The organism is Pseudomonas sp. R3-57, assembly GCF_051132065.1.
Taxonomy (GTDB): domain Bacteria; phylum Pseudomonadota; class Gammaproteobacteria; order Pseudomonadales; family Pseudomonadaceae; genus Aquipseudomonas.
In genome coordinates this window covers 2,570,263-2,584,736 of sequence record NZ_CP071655.1, presented here as the reverse complement: position 1 = coordinate 2,584,736, position 14,474 = coordinate 2,570,263, and the positions used below count along the sequence as shown (strand labels likewise).

Annotated in this window: 13 protein-coding genes; 10 read left to right on the top strand and 3 right to left on the bottom strand. The window is 62.1% G+C overall.

The genetic code is table 11. The features are described 5' to 3' along the window. Positions 1 to 46: 46 nt before the first annotated feature. The 3 genes from J3P93_RS11685 to J3P93_RS11675 are packed head-to-tail and all read left to right on the top strand — an operon-like array spanning position 47 to position 1,993. Entirely contained in the window at positions 47 to 829 is a 783-nt protein-coding gene (locus J3P93_RS11685; protein ID WP_258448875.1) for an SDR family NAD(P)-dependent oxidoreductase, read from the top strand. Further along, positions 826 to 1,824, top strand: a complete 999-nt coding sequence (locus tag J3P93_RS11680) for an NADP-dependent oxidoreductase (protein ID WP_434597513.1) — start codon at positions 826 to 828, stop codon at positions 1,822 to 1,824. The genes J3P93_RS11685 and J3P93_RS11680 overlap by 4 nt, the downstream gene beginning before the upstream one ends. A gap of 4 nt (positions 1,825 to 1,828) precedes the next feature. Further along, on the top strand, positions 1,829 to 1,993 hold the full coding sequence (locus J3P93_RS11675) for a hypothetical protein (protein ID WP_434597510.1): 165 nt from the start codon (positions 1,829 to 1,831) through the stop codon (positions 1,991 to 1,993). A gap of 11 nt (positions 1,994 to 2,004) precedes the next feature. On the opposite strand, the gene J3P93_RS11670 is transcribed toward J3P93_RS11675, so the two are convergent. Continuing rightward, positions 2,005 to 2,937 (bottom strand): AraC family transcriptional regulator, encoded by a 933-nt coding sequence (locus tag J3P93_RS11670; protein WP_434597508.1) that lies wholly within the window; start codon positions 2,935 to 2,937, stop codon positions 2,005 to 2,007. 560 nt (positions 2,938 to 3,497) lie between these two features. Here J3P93_RS11670 and J3P93_RS11665 point away from each other — a divergent pair. The 4 genes from J3P93_RS11665 to J3P93_RS11650 all read left to right on the top strand — a co-directional run bounded on the left by J3P93_RS11665 (position 3,498) and on the right by J3P93_RS11650 (position 7,416). Further along, positions 3,498 to 4,847 carry an MFS transporter gene (locus J3P93_RS11665; RefSeq protein WP_093100956.1) on the top strand — a complete coding sequence of 450 codons (1,350 nt, stop codon included), beginning with the start codon at positions 3,498 to 3,500 and terminating at the stop codon, positions 4,845 to 4,847. A 97-nt stretch (positions 4,848 to 4,944) separates the two neighbouring features. Further along, complete coding sequence (locus J3P93_RS11660; protein ID WP_434597505.1) at positions 4,945 to 5,649, top strand: fumarylacetoacetate hydrolase family protein; 705 nt, start codon at positions 4,945 to 4,947, stop codon at positions 5,647 to 5,649. A 13-nt stretch (positions 5,650 to 5,662) separates the two neighbouring features. Beyond that, positions 5,663 to 6,427 carry an SDR family oxidoreductase gene (locus tag J3P93_RS11655; RefSeq protein WP_434597503.1) on the top strand — a complete coding sequence of 255 codons (765 nt, stop codon included), beginning with the start codon at positions 5,663 to 5,665 and terminating at the stop codon, positions 6,425 to 6,427. 32 nt (positions 6,428 to 6,459) lie between these two features. Further along, entirely contained in the window at positions 6,460 to 7,416 is a 957-nt protein-coding gene (locus J3P93_RS11650; RefSeq protein WP_434597501.1) for a 2-hydroxyacid dehydrogenase, read from the top strand. 278 nt (positions 7,417 to 7,694) lie between these two features. Here the strand turns inward: J3P93_RS11650 and J3P93_RS11645 are convergent, their stop codons facing one another. Together J3P93_RS11645 and J3P93_RS11640 are read right to left on the bottom strand one after the other, a co-directional pair. Then, the gene (locus J3P93_RS11645) at positions 7,695 to 9,821 is read right to left on the bottom strand and encodes a TonB-dependent siderophore receptor (protein WP_434597499.1); all 2,127 of its coding nucleotides are present in this window, start codon (positions 9,819 to 9,821) and stop codon (positions 7,695 to 7,697) included. A gap of 145 nt (positions 9,822 to 9,966) precedes the next feature. Beyond that, positions 9,967 to 10,551 (bottom strand): TetR/AcrR family transcriptional regulator, encoded by a 585-nt coding sequence (locus tag J3P93_RS11640; RefSeq protein WP_434597497.1) that lies wholly within the window; start codon positions 10,549 to 10,551, stop codon positions 9,967 to 9,969. 212 nt (positions 10,552 to 10,763) lie between these two features. Here J3P93_RS11640 and J3P93_RS11635 point away from each other — a divergent pair, with 212 nt between their 5' ends. From J3P93_RS11635 to J3P93_RS11625, 3 genes are all read left to right on the top strand, one after another. Then, positions 10,764 to 11,441 (top strand): type 1 glutamine amidotransferase domain-containing protein, encoded by a 678-nt coding sequence (locus J3P93_RS11635; RefSeq protein ID WP_434597495.1) that lies wholly within the window; start codon positions 10,764 to 10,766, stop codon positions 11,439 to 11,441. 97 nt (positions 11,442 to 11,538) lie between these two features. Continuing rightward, entirely contained in the window at positions 11,539 to 12,663 is a 1,125-nt protein-coding gene (locus J3P93_RS11630; RefSeq protein WP_434597493.1) for an alkene reductase, read from the top strand. 153 nt (positions 12,664 to 12,816) lie between these two features. Further along, a complete protein-coding gene (locus tag J3P93_RS11625; protein WP_434597491.1) occupies positions 12,817 to 14,355 on the top strand; it encodes a cryptochrome/photolyase family protein in 1,539 nt (512 codons plus the stop codon). Positions 14,356 to 14,474 lie beyond the last annotated feature (119 nt).

Below are 14,474 nucleotides of genomic sequence, written 5' to 3'. Positions count from 1 at the left end.
TATCCGGCATTTACCCCAACCGATGCATTCGCAAAGAGATGAATCAATGACCACTCGCCCTGCTGTCCTGATCACTGGCGCTTCCACCGGTATCGGCGCGGTCTACGCCGAACGTTTCGCCCAACGCGGGCATGATCTGGTGCTGGTCGCTCGCGATGCTGCACGCCTCGACACACTGGCGGCCAAACTGCGCAGCGAGCACAGCGTTGCCGTCGATGTGATCCCGGCCGACCTGACCCGACTCAGCGATCTTTCCACCGTCGAAGCGCGCCTGCGTGACGATGCGCGCATTGGCATCCTCGTCAACAATGCGGGGGCGGCGCAGTCCGGCAGCTTTATCGAGCAGAGCACCGACAGCGTGGCCAATCTGGTCGCCCTCAACACCACCGCCCTGGTACGCCTTGCCAGCGCGATTGCGCCGCGTCTGGCCAAGACCGGTGACGGTGCGATCATCAATATCGGTTCGGTGGTCGGACTGGCGCCAGAGTTCGGCATGTCGGTCTACGGCGCGACCAAAGCGTTTGTGCTGTTCCTTTCGCAAGGCCTGAGCCTGGAACTGACGCCGCTGGGCGTGTACGTGCAAGCCGTGCTGCCCGCCGCGACCCGCACGGAAATCTGGGACCGCGCTGGCATCGACATCAACACCCTGAGCGAAATCATGGAAGTCAGCGATCTGGTCGACGCCGCACTGGTCGGTTTCGATCGCCGCGAGCCGGTGACCATTCCACCGCTGCACGAAGGCCAGCGCTGGGATGACCTGCAAACCGCGCGTCAGGGCTTGCTCGGGCAGATTCGCCAGTCCGCGGTTGCCCAGCGTTACCTGCCATGAAAGCTTTTCTCATCGACCGCTACGGCAAACACAACGGGCACATTAGCGACGTCGCCGAGCCCGCACCTGGGCCTGATGACGTACTGATCGAGGTGCACGCGGCGAGCGTCAATGTCCTCGATTCGAAGATCCGCCGCGGTGAATTCAAGTTGATTCTGCCGTACTCGATGCCATTGGTACTGGGCAACGATGTCGCCGGTGTGGTGATCTCGACCGGCGCCGCGGTCTCCGCTTTCAAGCCAGGGGATGAGGTCTATGCGCGGGTGCCGGAACAGCGCATCGGTACGTTCTCCGAGCGGATTGCCGTGGATCAGCACGCGGTCGCGCACAAGCCTGCCAACCTCAATATGGAACAGGCCGCGGCGATCCCGTTGGTGACGCTGACTGCGTGGCAAGCGCTGGTCGACATTGCGCAGTTGCGCGCCGGGCAGAAAGTGCTGATCCATGCCGGTTCCGGCGGCGTCGGCACGGTCGCCATTCAACTGGCCAAACACCTCGGTGCGTTCGTGGCGACCACCACCAGCACGGCGAATGTCGAGTGGGTCAAGGCGCTCGGCGCGGACGTGGTGATCGACTACAAACAACAGCGTTTCGAGGAGGAGCTGCGCGGTTACGATGTGGTGCTCAACAGCCTCGGTGCCGATGTGCTGGAGCAATCGCTGAAGGTTCTGAAACCCGGCGGTCGGCTGATTTCCATCTCCGGCCCACCCACCGCAGACTTCGCCAAGGCGCAAGGTCTGGCCTGGCCGCTGCGGCAAGTGATGCGCTTGTTGAGCCTGAAGATCCGTCGCAAGGCTCGCCGGCACAACGTCAGTTACAGCTTTCTGTTCATGCGGGCCAACGGCGCGCAGCTGCGCGACATCAGCGCGTTGATCGAGGCCGGCAAGCTGGCGCCGGTCTTGGATCGCAGCTTTGCGTTTGAGTCGACTGGGCAAGCGCTGGCTTATGTCGAACAGGGCCGCGCCAAGGGCAAAGTCGTCGTGCGGATGAAATAGCCGCATGCCTGTCGATGACGTTGCCGGCTATGCCGAAGATTTGCCTGCCAACACACAACAGTTCGGCACCACTGAGCCCGAGGAGGAGCAAACGTCCGCGACCGAGCCGCCAGCCACCCTGCTCGACCCGGCCGCCATCGTCTGGCGGCCCTTGGTGCTTGAGCCCTGACAAGCTGCCTGTCAGGTATTCAACGGCGTTTGCGGCGTATCCGGGTTGAGCTGCCGGCGGCGGAACTGCCCCGGCGGCTGGCCGTGAATCTGCCGGAAACGCCGAGAGAAATACGCCTCGTCGGCAAACCCGCACAGGCGCGCCACCTCGCCCACGGAGCGGGTGCTGTTGAGGAGGAAATTGCGCGCCGCGTGCATCCGCCGTTCGAGCACCAGTTCGGTGAAGGTCTTGCCGATTTCCTTGCGCAGCCAGTGGGTCAGATAGGTCGGTGACAGGTACGTTGCCGCCGCCACTTTGATCAGGTTCAGGTCCGGGTCGGCGATATTCTTGCGCAGGTATTCGAACATGCGGCTCAACGCATCGCGTCGGCTGACTTCGGCGGCGTTTTCTTCGGCCAGACGCTTGAGCGGCTCGGCATACAGAAAACACACGCTGCCGATCAACTGCAGCAACAAGCCCTTGAGCATCTCCCGCGTGCCGAACTGGCGATTCTCGTCGAGGCGGCGCATCTGCTCGATCAGCGCACAGACACCGGTGAAATCGGCGTCCGCGAGAATGAAATCCAGATGCTCCTGAAAGCGGAACGGCGACAGCTCCGGCGCCAGCAGGATCGACACCTCTTCGAGGTCCATCGGGTCGCACTGCAAGTGCGGCAACAGGAAGGTCTGGGAAAAGTTGATGACGAAGAAATTGCTCTCCGCCGGGTGCGGAATCACGTGCACACGGTGCGGCAGGATGAACGCCAGGGTGTTGCGCGGGAACGGACGTTCGACGTTGCCGATGTGCTGCACGGTGTCGCCGCCGAGGTTGATCTGGATCTGAAAGTATTCGTGGCGATGCGGCGCGGTTTCGGCGCGGCGGCCCTTTTTGTCGCGAATGTAGAAGTCGGTCAATTCGCTGCGTTGCTGCATGACGTAGGTGGGAATCCGGTGCGGTGACGACATCGGCTGAGGGTCCTTCGGCGGGTACGTGGGCGCGAATCATCTTGCAGGCAAGCCAGCAACGCAGCAAGCAGTCATACGATGACATGAGCATCGGTAATTTTTTCCGCTGGAGAATGGCATTTCGCCTGTCCAAAAAAGCAAAAGCCCTACAAAAACGTATTTCTGTTTTATTTCAATGGTTTATCAAATTCCGCAATCAGAATGGCTCTTGCCGTACGAACTTTTTTTCTTGGACAGGTTTAACCAGCGCTCCCGTTATAAGAAAAAACGTTCTAACCCCTGGCTTGATCTGAAGATGTTGTACGACCACTGTAATAGCCAACGCAGCCCAGCCTCCTCCAAAAACAATCAAAGGTGTGCCCGTCATGATCCAGCCATCGCTCCTCACCGCCCCTCCCGATCCCGCCGAACCGGCCCGCCGTGAGACGTACCTGAACGTCTGACGCCGGGCCTTCGTGCCGTCGCTTTTCAACGCCGATCTGTCTGCCCCGACGCTTGTGGGCAAGGCCTTCGGCTGCGCGAAAACCTCTCGACCCTTCTAACAATAACGAGGTCCGACCATGTCCAATTCCCATGCTTCTCAAGCCAGTGTGCCGCCGGTGATTGCCGGCGCGCGCGACGCCGTGGTGCCGCAACGCCTGCCCTCGCGGCGGCGCTGGTTCATGCTGTCGCTGTTGCTGATCGCGACCATCATCAACTACATCGACCGGGTCAATATCTCGATCGCCGCACCGTTCATGGCCAAGGACCTGGGCCTGGACAAGATCGAGATGGGCCTGATCTTCTCCGCGTTCGCCTGGACCTATGCGTTGGCGCTGGTGCCGGCCGGGTTCATCGCCGACCGCTTTGGCTCGCGCTTCACCTACGGGGTGTCGCTGATCAGTTGGTCGACGGTCACCGTGTGCCAGGGCTTCGCCACCGGTTTCGCGTCGCTGTTCGGCCTGCGCCTGGCGGTCGGCGCCATGGAAGCCCCGGCGTTCCCGGCCAACAGCCGCGCGGTGACGGTGTGGTTCCCCGCGCGCGAACGCGGGCTGGCGAGCAGCATTTATGTCTGTGGCCAGTACCTCGGCACGGCGCTGTTCACCGGCGCCTTGCTGTGGCTGGCGACAACCTTCGACTGGCGCCACGTGTTCTACAGCACCGGCGCACTGGGCATCGTTTTCGGTGTGTTGTGGCTGTACCTGTATCGCGATCCGCTCAATTGCAAAAAGGTCAGCAAGGCCGAATTGCAGTACATCGAAGCGGGCGGCGGTCTGGTCAAAAGCAGTCAGGAACGCACCCGTTTCAACTGGCGGCAGATCGCCGAATTGTTCAGCTACCGTCAGGTCTGGGCGATCTGCATCGGCAAGTTCGCCAGCACCTCGGCGCTGTACTTCTTCCTGACCTGGTTCCCCACTTACCTGATCGAAGAACGCCAACTGACGATGATCAAGGCCGGGATCTTCGCCGTGTTGCCTTTCGTCGGCGCCACCGTCGGCATTCTGCTCGCCGGGATCGTCTCAGACGGATTGATACGCCGCGGCTACTCGATGTCATTCGCGCGCAAGTTGCCGCTGGTGGTCGGGTCGATGCTGGGCATGTCGATCGTGCTGGTGAATTTCACCGACTCGAACACGATCTGCATTGCCGTGCTGACCATCGCTTTTTTCGCCCAGGGCATCGCCTCGTCTTCGTGGGCGGCGGTCTCGGAAGTCGCGCCCAAGGAATTGATCGGCCTGACCGGCGGCATCACCAGCCTGGCGGCGAACATCGGCGGCATCGTCACGCCGATCGTGATTGGCGCCATCGTCCATGCCACCGGCTCGTTCGCCTGGGCGTTCTGGTTCATCGGCGGCGTGGCACTGATCGGTACCCTCTCCTACTCGCTGCTGCTCGGCCGCCTGTACCGCATCGAACTGAAACCGCGCTGAGCGCAACAGCACTGTTTTCTCCAAGCCGAAGCGGCATTCGTCCAACTACACCGACGCGCGCCGCCGTAGGCTGATCTCACACACAGGACCTCACAGGATGAACATGACTGAATACGTTTTCACTCCGGATCTGCCCGCGACCTTGCCGGTGGTGGGCAGCGCGCAACGCTTTCCTGTCGGTCGGGTGTTTTGTGTCGGTCGCAACTACCCGTGGCCGGACAGCCAGGGCCAGTCGCGCCAGCCACCGGTGTTCTTCATGAAGCCGGCGAGCAATGTCGTCGATGCCGTCGGTGAAGTGGCCTACCCGCCGCTGACCGAAGAGTTCGTCCATGAAATCGAACTGGTGGTGGCGATTGGCGAAGGTGGCGCGAACATTCCCGAAGACCAGGCGCTGGCCTATGTCTGGGGGTACGCCGCCGGGCTCGACCTGACCCGCCGCGACGTGCAACTGACGGCCAAGAGCAAGGGCCTGCCGTGGGAAGGTGCCAAGGTTTTTGATGGCGCTGCGCCGATGACCGCGATCGTGCCGGTCAGCCGCGGCGGCCATCCCGAGGGCGAGTTGTGGCTCAACGTCAACGGCGAGGAACGCCAGCGCGGCAGCCTCGACAACCAGATCTGGTCGGTCAGTGAAGTGATCAGCCGCATCTCTCGTTCGGTGGCGTTGCGCGCCGGCGATCTGATCATGACCGGCAGCCCGGCGGGCGTCGATGCGCTGCAACCCGGCGACCTGATCAGTGCTGGCATCGACGGCATCGGTCAATTGGAAATGCGCGTCGGCGCTCGCCCTCAGCCATTTGCATAAGGAGTACCCGAGCATGTCCAATTCTTCACCGCTAAAAGTCGCGCTGGTCACCGGTGCCGGCAGTGGCATCGGTCGCGCGGTAGCGCTGGGCCTGATGGCCGACGGGTTCACCGTGGTTGCCGCCGGACGCCGCGCGGAACCTTTGCAAGCGCTGGTCGAACTGGCCACGAGCGAAGGTCACCAGGCGCTGGCGGTACCCACCGACGTGCGCGACCCGGCCAGTGTCGACGCGCTGTTCGCAACCATTGCCGAGGTCTACGGACGCCTCGACGTGGTGTTCAATAATGCCGGGGTCAATGCCCCTGCCGTGCCGCTGGATGAACTGACGTTCGAGCAATGGCGCAACGTCATCGACACCAATCTCAACGGGGTTTTCCTGTGTGCCCGCGGCGCCTTCGGCCTGATGCGCCGCCAGCAGCCACAGGGCGGACGCATCATCAATAACGGTTCGATTTCCGCGCACACGCCGCGCCCGTTCAGCAGCGCCTACACCGCGAGCAAACACGCGGTGCTGGGCCTGAGCAAATCGCTGGCGCTGGACGGTCGCGAATTCAACATCGCCTGCAGCCAGATCGACATCGGCAATGCGTTGACCGAGATGTCCGAGCGCATGACCCGCGGCGTGCGCCAGGCCAACGGCAGCATCGCCGTCGAGCCGATGGTCGACGTCAAGCACGTCGCCGAGGCCGTGCGCTATATCGCTGGCCTGCCGCTGTCGGCCAACGTTCTGAACATGACCGTCATGGCTACCGCCATGCCGTTTGCCGGCCGCGGTTGAGCCGGCCTTTTTATTCGGTAAGTGAGGTTTACATGAAGCCCGAAGTCTTGCAGTTGAGCCCGATTCTGATCCCCGAAATCAACGCCCGTCTCGATGAACTATTCACCGTCCGACGCTATTTCCAGCAGGCCGACAAAGCCGCTTATCTGCGTGAGCACGGCGCCACTATTCGCGGAGTGATCACCGGCGGGCACACCGGCATCAGCCAGGAACTGATGGCTCAATTGCCGCAGCTGGAAGTGGTGGCGGTCAATGGCGTCGGCACCGACGCGGTCGATCTGGCCTACGCTCGCGATCGCGGCATTCGCGTGACGGCAACCATTGGCGCGCTGACCGAAGACGTCGCCGACCTTGCCATCGGTTTGCTGATTGCCGTGTGCCGTGGCCTGTGCACCAGCGATCGCTACGTGCGCTCGGGTGAATGGCCGCACAGCCCGACGCCGCTGGCGCCGCTGCCATTGGCACGACAGGTGTCGGGCATGCGCATCGGTATCGTCGGCATGGGCCGGGTCGGTCGTGCAGTGGCTAGCCGCGCCGCCGCATTCGGCTGCCCGATCAGTTACACCGATCTGCAGCCGATGAGCGATGTCAGCCACACCTTCGTCGCCGATCTCAAGCAGTTGGCCCGCGACAGCGACGCGCTGATTCTCGCCGCCGCCGCCGACAAGGCTGAAGCGATTATCAATGCCGAAGTCCTGCAGGCGTTGGGCAAGGGCGGTTATTTGATCAATGTGGCGCGCGGCAAACTGGTCAACGAAGCGGACCTGCTGGCCGCGCTGACGGCTGGCGAAATCGCCGGGGCCGGGCTGGATGTGTTTGTCGATGAGCCGAATGTGCCAGAAGCCTTGTTCAGCAACGAACAGGTGGTGCTGCAACCGCACCGCGCCAGCGCCACCTTGCAGACGCGTACGAGGATGGGCGAAATGGTGGTTGCCAGCCTGCTCGACAGCTTTGCCGGCAAGGTGCCGCAGGGGTGTGTCACCGGGTAAGCGCCGCGGCTGAAATGGCAGCCCCCGCGCCAGCCCGAGCCTACCCCAACTGATCGTTCCCACGCTCCGCGTGGGAATGCCTCTTGTGACGCTCTGCGTCACGCTTCTGGACGCAGAGCGTCCGGGGCTGCATTCCCACGCAGAGCGTGGGAACGATCAGGTTGCTCCGCGTGGGTACGATCAGGATCGACTCGGTCGGCTCCCTCTTCCTCTGGGCGGTCCGACGCTTCGGGAGGGCTGGGGTGAGGGTCTGCTGTTCGCACAGATCCCAAACCACCTCACAAGGTATACGAAATCCCCACCTGCACCGTCCGCGGCGCGCCCGGATAGGCGTAGACGTTGCCGAACGCCCCTTCCTCATAATCACGATCGAACACATTCTTCAGATCAAGATTGAGCCGCACCTTGTCGTTGACCTTATAAAAGCCCAGCAAATCGACCACCGTGTAGCTGTCCATCGAAAACGCGGTATTGGCGGTTTGTCCGGCGCGTTCGTCGACATACTTGAGTCCGGTGCCGAGGCCCAGGCCTTTGAGGGCGCCGTCCTGGAATTCGTAGACGTTGAGCAGGCTGAAGCTGTTTTGCGGAATGTTCAGCAAGCGGGTGCCGGAGCGGATCGTGTTGTCCTTGGTCACTTCGGCATCGACATAGGCGTAGCCGCCGATGACCCGCCATTCCGGGGTGAGGTTGCCGGCGACGTTCAGGTCGAAGCCACGGCTGCGCACCTCGCCTGCGGCGACGCTGAAGGTCGAGTCGACCGGGTCGGTGGTCAGCACGTTGCGTTTTTCGATCTGGTAGATCGCCGCGTCGATGCTCAACTGATGATCCAGCGCCTCCCACTTGAGGCCCATTTCATAGGATTTGCCTTTCTCCGGGGCAAAGCCGCCACCGACGCGGCTGGCGCCGGTATTGGGTTTGAACGAGCGCGCGGTGTTGGCGTAAATCGCGAGGGTTTCGGTCAGATCGTAGGTCACGCCCAGTCGCGGGGTCACCGCGTTATCCGCCGCCTGCCAACTCTTGCCGCCCGGCACGTAGGTTTCGTAGTCGTGTTCGAAACGCTCGAAGCGCGCCCCGGCCAGCACTTTCAGGCGCTCGGTCAACGCCACCTGATCCTGGACGAAGGCCGCGTAGGTCTTGAGGTTTTCCTTGTCATGGGTCGGCGTGCGGGTCAGGGCCGGGCGCGGCTGGCCGTAGACCGGATCGAAGATGTCGATCGGGTAGGCGCCGACCGCACCGCTGGAGCGCTGGATGATCGACTTGTAATCGTAGTCTTCGTATTCGATGCCGGTGAGCAAGGTGTGCTGCAAACCACCGGTGCTGAAATGCCCGGTCAGGTTCAGTTGGGTGTCCTTGTCGGTCCATTCCAGCTTGCGGTAGTTGAAGTTGCGCCCCAGGGTGCGACCGTCAGCGGCGATGCCGTTGGCTTCGATCGCGTTGCCTTGCAGCGAGCCGTCGAGCCACTGGAAACCGCCGCCGAGGGTCCAGTCGTCGTTGAGCAGGTGCTCGAAACGCAACTGGGCCATGTTGTTGTCATTGTGCAGTTTGCCGACGTCCTTCTCACCGAAGAAAGTGTCGCGCGAGGCGGTGCCGATCTGCTTCGGATAGCGCGTTACGCCACGGTCGAGCGGCGCATTGTTGCGCATGAAATCGCCTTCGAAAATCAGCTTGGTCGCGTCGGTCGCCTGCCAGCTCAGCACCGGCGTGATGCCGTAGCGTTCGGTCTCGACGTGATCGCGAAAGGTATCGCCGCCCTCGCCTACGACGTTGAGCCGATACGCCAGGCGCCCCTCTTCATCGAGCGGTCCGGAAGCATCGAGGGTGCCGCGTTTCATGCCTTGGTCGTTGAGCTGGCTACCCAGGGTGACAGTGCGCTCGGCCAGCGGTTGTTTGGACACCACATTGAAGGTGCCGCCGGGATCGCCGCGACCGTAGAGCGTGGTCGCCGGGCCGCGCAGCACTTCCAGACGCTCGATGGTGTTGGCGTCGGGCATGTTCGGGTAGCCGCGGTTGATCGGGAAACCGTTGCGATAAAACTCGCCGGTGGTGAAGCCGCGCACGGTGAAGGTGGTCAGGCCCTGGCCGCCGAAATTGTTCGCGCGGCCGACGCCGCCGGCGTAATCCAGGGCGTCCTGCAAGCGCGTCGCGCCGATGTCCTCGACCGCATCCTTGGTCACCACGCTGATCGATTGAGGGGTTTCATGAATCGCCGTGTCGGTACGGGTGGCACTGGCCGAACGCGTCGCGCGGTAGCCCTGCACCGGGCCGTCGGCCCGTTCGTAATCTGCCGTGCCGACCACATCGGTGGCGTCCAGCTCAAGCACTGAGGGTGCGTTAACAGCCTGTTCGGCCCACGAAGAACAAGACAACGCCTGCAGCACGCAAATGGAAAGCAGAGTACGACGCATGAAAAGGAAACCTTTACGAATAGGCCAGAACGGATGGCAGAACTGCCAACGAAACGGCGCGCATGGTATACCAGTGCAATGCGTAATTGAAACTTATTCTTATTTGTCATGTTGATCAGGATCGCTGACCCGGCGGGGTTTCGAATCAGTGGCCCAGTAGCTGCGTGGTCATCGCCATCGAGGTTTGCAGCGACTGTCCGGTGCGCTGCAACTTGTTCAACAGGCTGGCGCCCAGCCACAGTTGATACAGGGTTTCCGCCAGATGCCGGGCATCGCCCTTGGGCACGCTGCCGTCCGTCTGGCCCTGTTCGAGGCATTCGGTGATGCGCGATACCACGCGCTCGGCGCCATCGCGCAAGGTCAGACGCATCGACTCGGAGAGGTCGGCGACCTCTGCGCTGAGTTTCACCACCAGGCATTCATCGCCGTGGCCTTCGAGGGTGCAGCGGTTCTGCCAGCCCTGCCAGTAATCCATCAGCCGCTCGTAGGCGTTGAGCCCCGGCAGCGTCAGGCGCCGTTCCATGTCGGCGAGGTAGCCGACGAAGTAATCCTCGAGCAGCGCCTGGCCGTACAGCTCTTTGGATTTGAAGTAGTGATAGAACGAGCCCTTGGGCACACCGGCGGTCTGCAGGATCTCGTTCAGGCCAACGCTGGTGAAGCCCTTCTCGGCCATCATCCGGTGGCCGGTGTCGAGCAAGTGTTGGCGGGTGTCGTCGTAGGTCGGTTTCATGGGGCGCGAATTAGCTGGCATTAGACCAGTCGTATGCTGAGAAGGAAGGCGAGTTTGCCATACCTGACAGCGAAAAAACCAAAGATAAAAAATTACTAGACGACTGGTCTAATTGAGATCTATGCTGCGCCCCGACAAACGATTTCTGCCGGGTGCCAGCGATGGGCGAATCCCTCTCCCACGAAACACCTGACTCACACAAAGGTGCGTTTATGAAAATCCTGATGGTGCTGACCTCTCACGACCAACTGGGCAACACCGGCAAGAAAACCGGTTTCTGGCTGGAAGAATTCGCCGCCCCCTACTACGCCTTCAAGGACGCCGGCGTTGACGTCACGCTGGTTTCGCCGGCCGGTGGTCAACCACCGCTCGATCCGAAAAGCGACGAGCCCGGCGCGCAAACCGCTGAAACCGATCGCTTCCGCAAGGACCCTGCCGCCCAGCAGGCACTGGCAAACACCGGACGCCTGGCCGAGGTCAGCGCAGAAGATTTCGATGCGGTGTTCTACCCAGGCGGCCACGGCCCGCTGTGGGATCTGACTGAGGACAGACATTCGATCGCCCTGATCGAAGCCTTCGACCGCGCCAACAAGCCGCACGGTTTTGTCTGCCACGCACCGGGCGTTTTGCTGCACGTAGTTCGGGCTGATGGCCAGCCGATCGTCAAGGGCCGCAACGTCACCGGTTTTACCAACGCTGAAGAAGCGGCGGTCGGCCTCACTGACGTGGTGCCGTTCTTGATCGAAGACGAGTTCCAGCGTCTGGGCGGTCAATACTCGAAAGTTGCTGACTGGCAGGTACACGTGGTCGCCGACGGGCAACTGGTCACCGGCCAGAACCCGGCCAGCTCCGCCGCCGTCGCCGAGAAACTGCTGAAACTGCTCGGCTAAGTTCGCGCCCAAAACCCAAGAACGCCGTGCGCGGTTAGCCCGGCGTTTTTTTTCAATCGATCAATAGTCGACTGGTCTAATTACTCAAGGTCACTCCATGAAGCACAACCCGTTTTTTAACCCCGTCACCCTTGGCGGTTACACCCTGAAAAATCGCATCGTCCTGCCGCCCCTGACCCGCCAGCGCAGCACGCAACCAGGCAATGTCGCCAACGCGCTGATGGCCGAGTATTACCAGCAGCGTGCCGGCGCCGGCCTGCTGATCACCGAAGGCACGCAGATCGAACCGCGCGGCCAGGGTTACGCGTGGACGCCGGGCATCCATACCCCGGAACAAATCGCCGGTTGGCGCAAGGTCACCGAGGCCGTGCATGGCGCAGGCGGGGTGATTTTCGCCCAGCTGTGGCACGTCGGCCGGGTCTCGCACAGCGCATTGCAACCCGGCGGCGCGGCCCCTGTATCGGCTTCGGCGGTGGCGACCGATCGGGTCAGCGTGTTCATCGAAACCGCGCCCGGCGCCGGTGAGCTGGTGAGCCCTTCGGCCCCGCGCGCCCTGAGTTCGACAGAAGTTGAAGAACTGGTGCAGCTGTATATCCAGGCTGCGCGAAACGCGATGGACGCCGGTTTCGACGGCATCGAGTTGCACTGCGCCAATGGTTATCTGGTCAATCAGTTCATCTCGGCGCACAGCAACCTGCGCGACGACCAATACGGTGGCTCGCTGACCAATCGGTTGCGGTTTCTGCGTGACGTGGTCGCCGGTGTGGCCGAGTGCATCGGCAAGGACAAGGTCGGTGTGCGCTTTGCGCCACTGTTCACCACCACCGATGAAGCGCGGACGTATCTGGGCCTGGTCGAAGACGATCCGCACACCACCTACATCGAAGCGATCAAGATCCTTGAGAACGTCGGCATCGCCTATCTGTCGATCGCCGAAGCGGATTGGGACAACGCTCCCGAGATGCCACTGACTTTCCGTCAGGCCGTGCGCGACACCTTCAGCGGCGCGATCATTTATGCCGGGCGCTATACCGCCGAATCCGGCGCGCGCTTGCTGGAATCCGGCCTGGCGGATCTGGTCGCGTTCGGCCGTCCGTTCATGGCCAACCCTGACCTGCCGGCGCGCATCGCCAACGGCTGGCCGCTGAATGTGCTGAACCCGGCGACTGTCTACGGTGGTGGCGCTGAAGGCTATACCGACTACCCTTCATACGGCGGCTAACCCGGCGATCTGTGCACGATTCAGGCACCGCAGGTTTTCGTTCAACAGCGCGCAAATATCTATACACGAGCTACAATCTGTATAAGTATTCACAGCCAAAAAACGAATCCCTGGCCGAGCACCCGTTGCTGCTCCTCACCTGAATCCGTGCACATGAACACCACCCATCGGCTCTGTCTGGTGCTGGGCGACCAGTTGTCGTTCGACCTCGCTTGCCTCGCCGATCTCGACCGCGAGCACGACGCTGTGCTGCTGGTCGAGGTCATGGAAGAGGCCACCCATGTCGCCCACCATCCGCAAAAGATCGCGCTGATCTTCAGCGCCATGCGTCACTTCGCCAAGGCCCTGCAAGACCAGGGCATCCGCGTGCATTACGTCACCCTCGACGCCCCTCACAACAGCGGCTCGGTGCCCGGCGAACTCAAGCGCTGGCAGGTGCTGTTGCAAGCGCGCGAAGTGCACCTCACTGAATGCGGCGACTGGCGCCTGGAACAATCGCTGAAGGATTGCGGATTGCCGCTGCACTGGCATGCCGACCGGCGCTTTCTCTGTTCGCGTGATGAGTTTCGCGCCTGGGCCGCCGGAAAAAACCAGCTGCGCATGGAATACTTCTACCGCGACATGCGGCGCAAGAGTCGCCTGCTGCTCAACGGTGACGGCACGCCGGTCGGCGGCGCCTGGAACTTCGACAGCGACAACCGCAAAGCCCTGCCCAAGGGCGCCAAGCCACCCTACCCCGCGCGCTTTGCCAACGACGCGATCACACGCGACGTGTTGGCGCTGGTCGCCGAACGTTTCGCCAGTCACTACGGCGGCCTCGACGATTTCAATTACCCGGTGACCCACGCCGACGCCCAGGCACTCTGGGCTTATTTTCTCGACTATGGCCTGGCCGGTTTCGGTGACTATCAGGATGCGATGGCCAGCGACGAGCCGTTCCTGTTCCACGCCCGCATCAGCGCTGCGTTGAACATCGGTCTGCTCGATCTGCGCCAGCTGTGCAGCGACGTCGAATCGGCGTACTGGTCCGGCGCGATTGCCCTGAATGCCGCCGAAGGCTTCATTCGCCAATTGATCGGCTGGCGCGAATACGTGCGTGGCGTGTACTGGCTGAAAATGCCTGAGTACGCCGACGGCAATGTCTTCGCCAATCAGCGTGCGCTGCCGGAGTTCTACTGGACCGGCGCCACGCAAATGAACTGCATGGGCCAGGCCATCGGCCAAAGTCTCCAGCATGCCTACGCCCACCATATTCAGCGGCTGATGGTGACCGGCAATTTCGCCCTGCTCGCCGGCATCGCACCGAGCCAGATCTGCGACTGGTATCTGGCGATTTATATGGACGCATTCGACTGGGTCGAATTGCCCAACACCCTCGGCATGGTCATGCATGCCGACGGCGGCTACCTCGGCTCCAAGCCGTACTGCGCCAGCGGCCAGTACATCAACCGAATGTCCGACTACTGCCGCGACTGCGCCTATTCGGTTCGCGAAACCACGGCTGACAATGCTTGCCCGTTCAACGCCCTTTACTGGCATTTTCTGATGCGCCACGGCGATCGGCTGCGCGGCAATCAGCGGATGAGCATGATGTACAAGAACCTCGACCGCATGCCGCTGGCCAAGCAGCAGGCGCTGTGGCAACGCGGACAGAGTCTGCTCGAGCGGCTGGACAACGGCGAAGCGTTATAACTGCGCAGGCGTGCAACTTAAATGTGGCGCGCCGGGTCAATGCTGACACAGCGTCTAGCTCAGGGAGGTTCGTTGCGGCGTGCCGTTCGAATGCAGAGCCGACCATCAATAAGGCATGA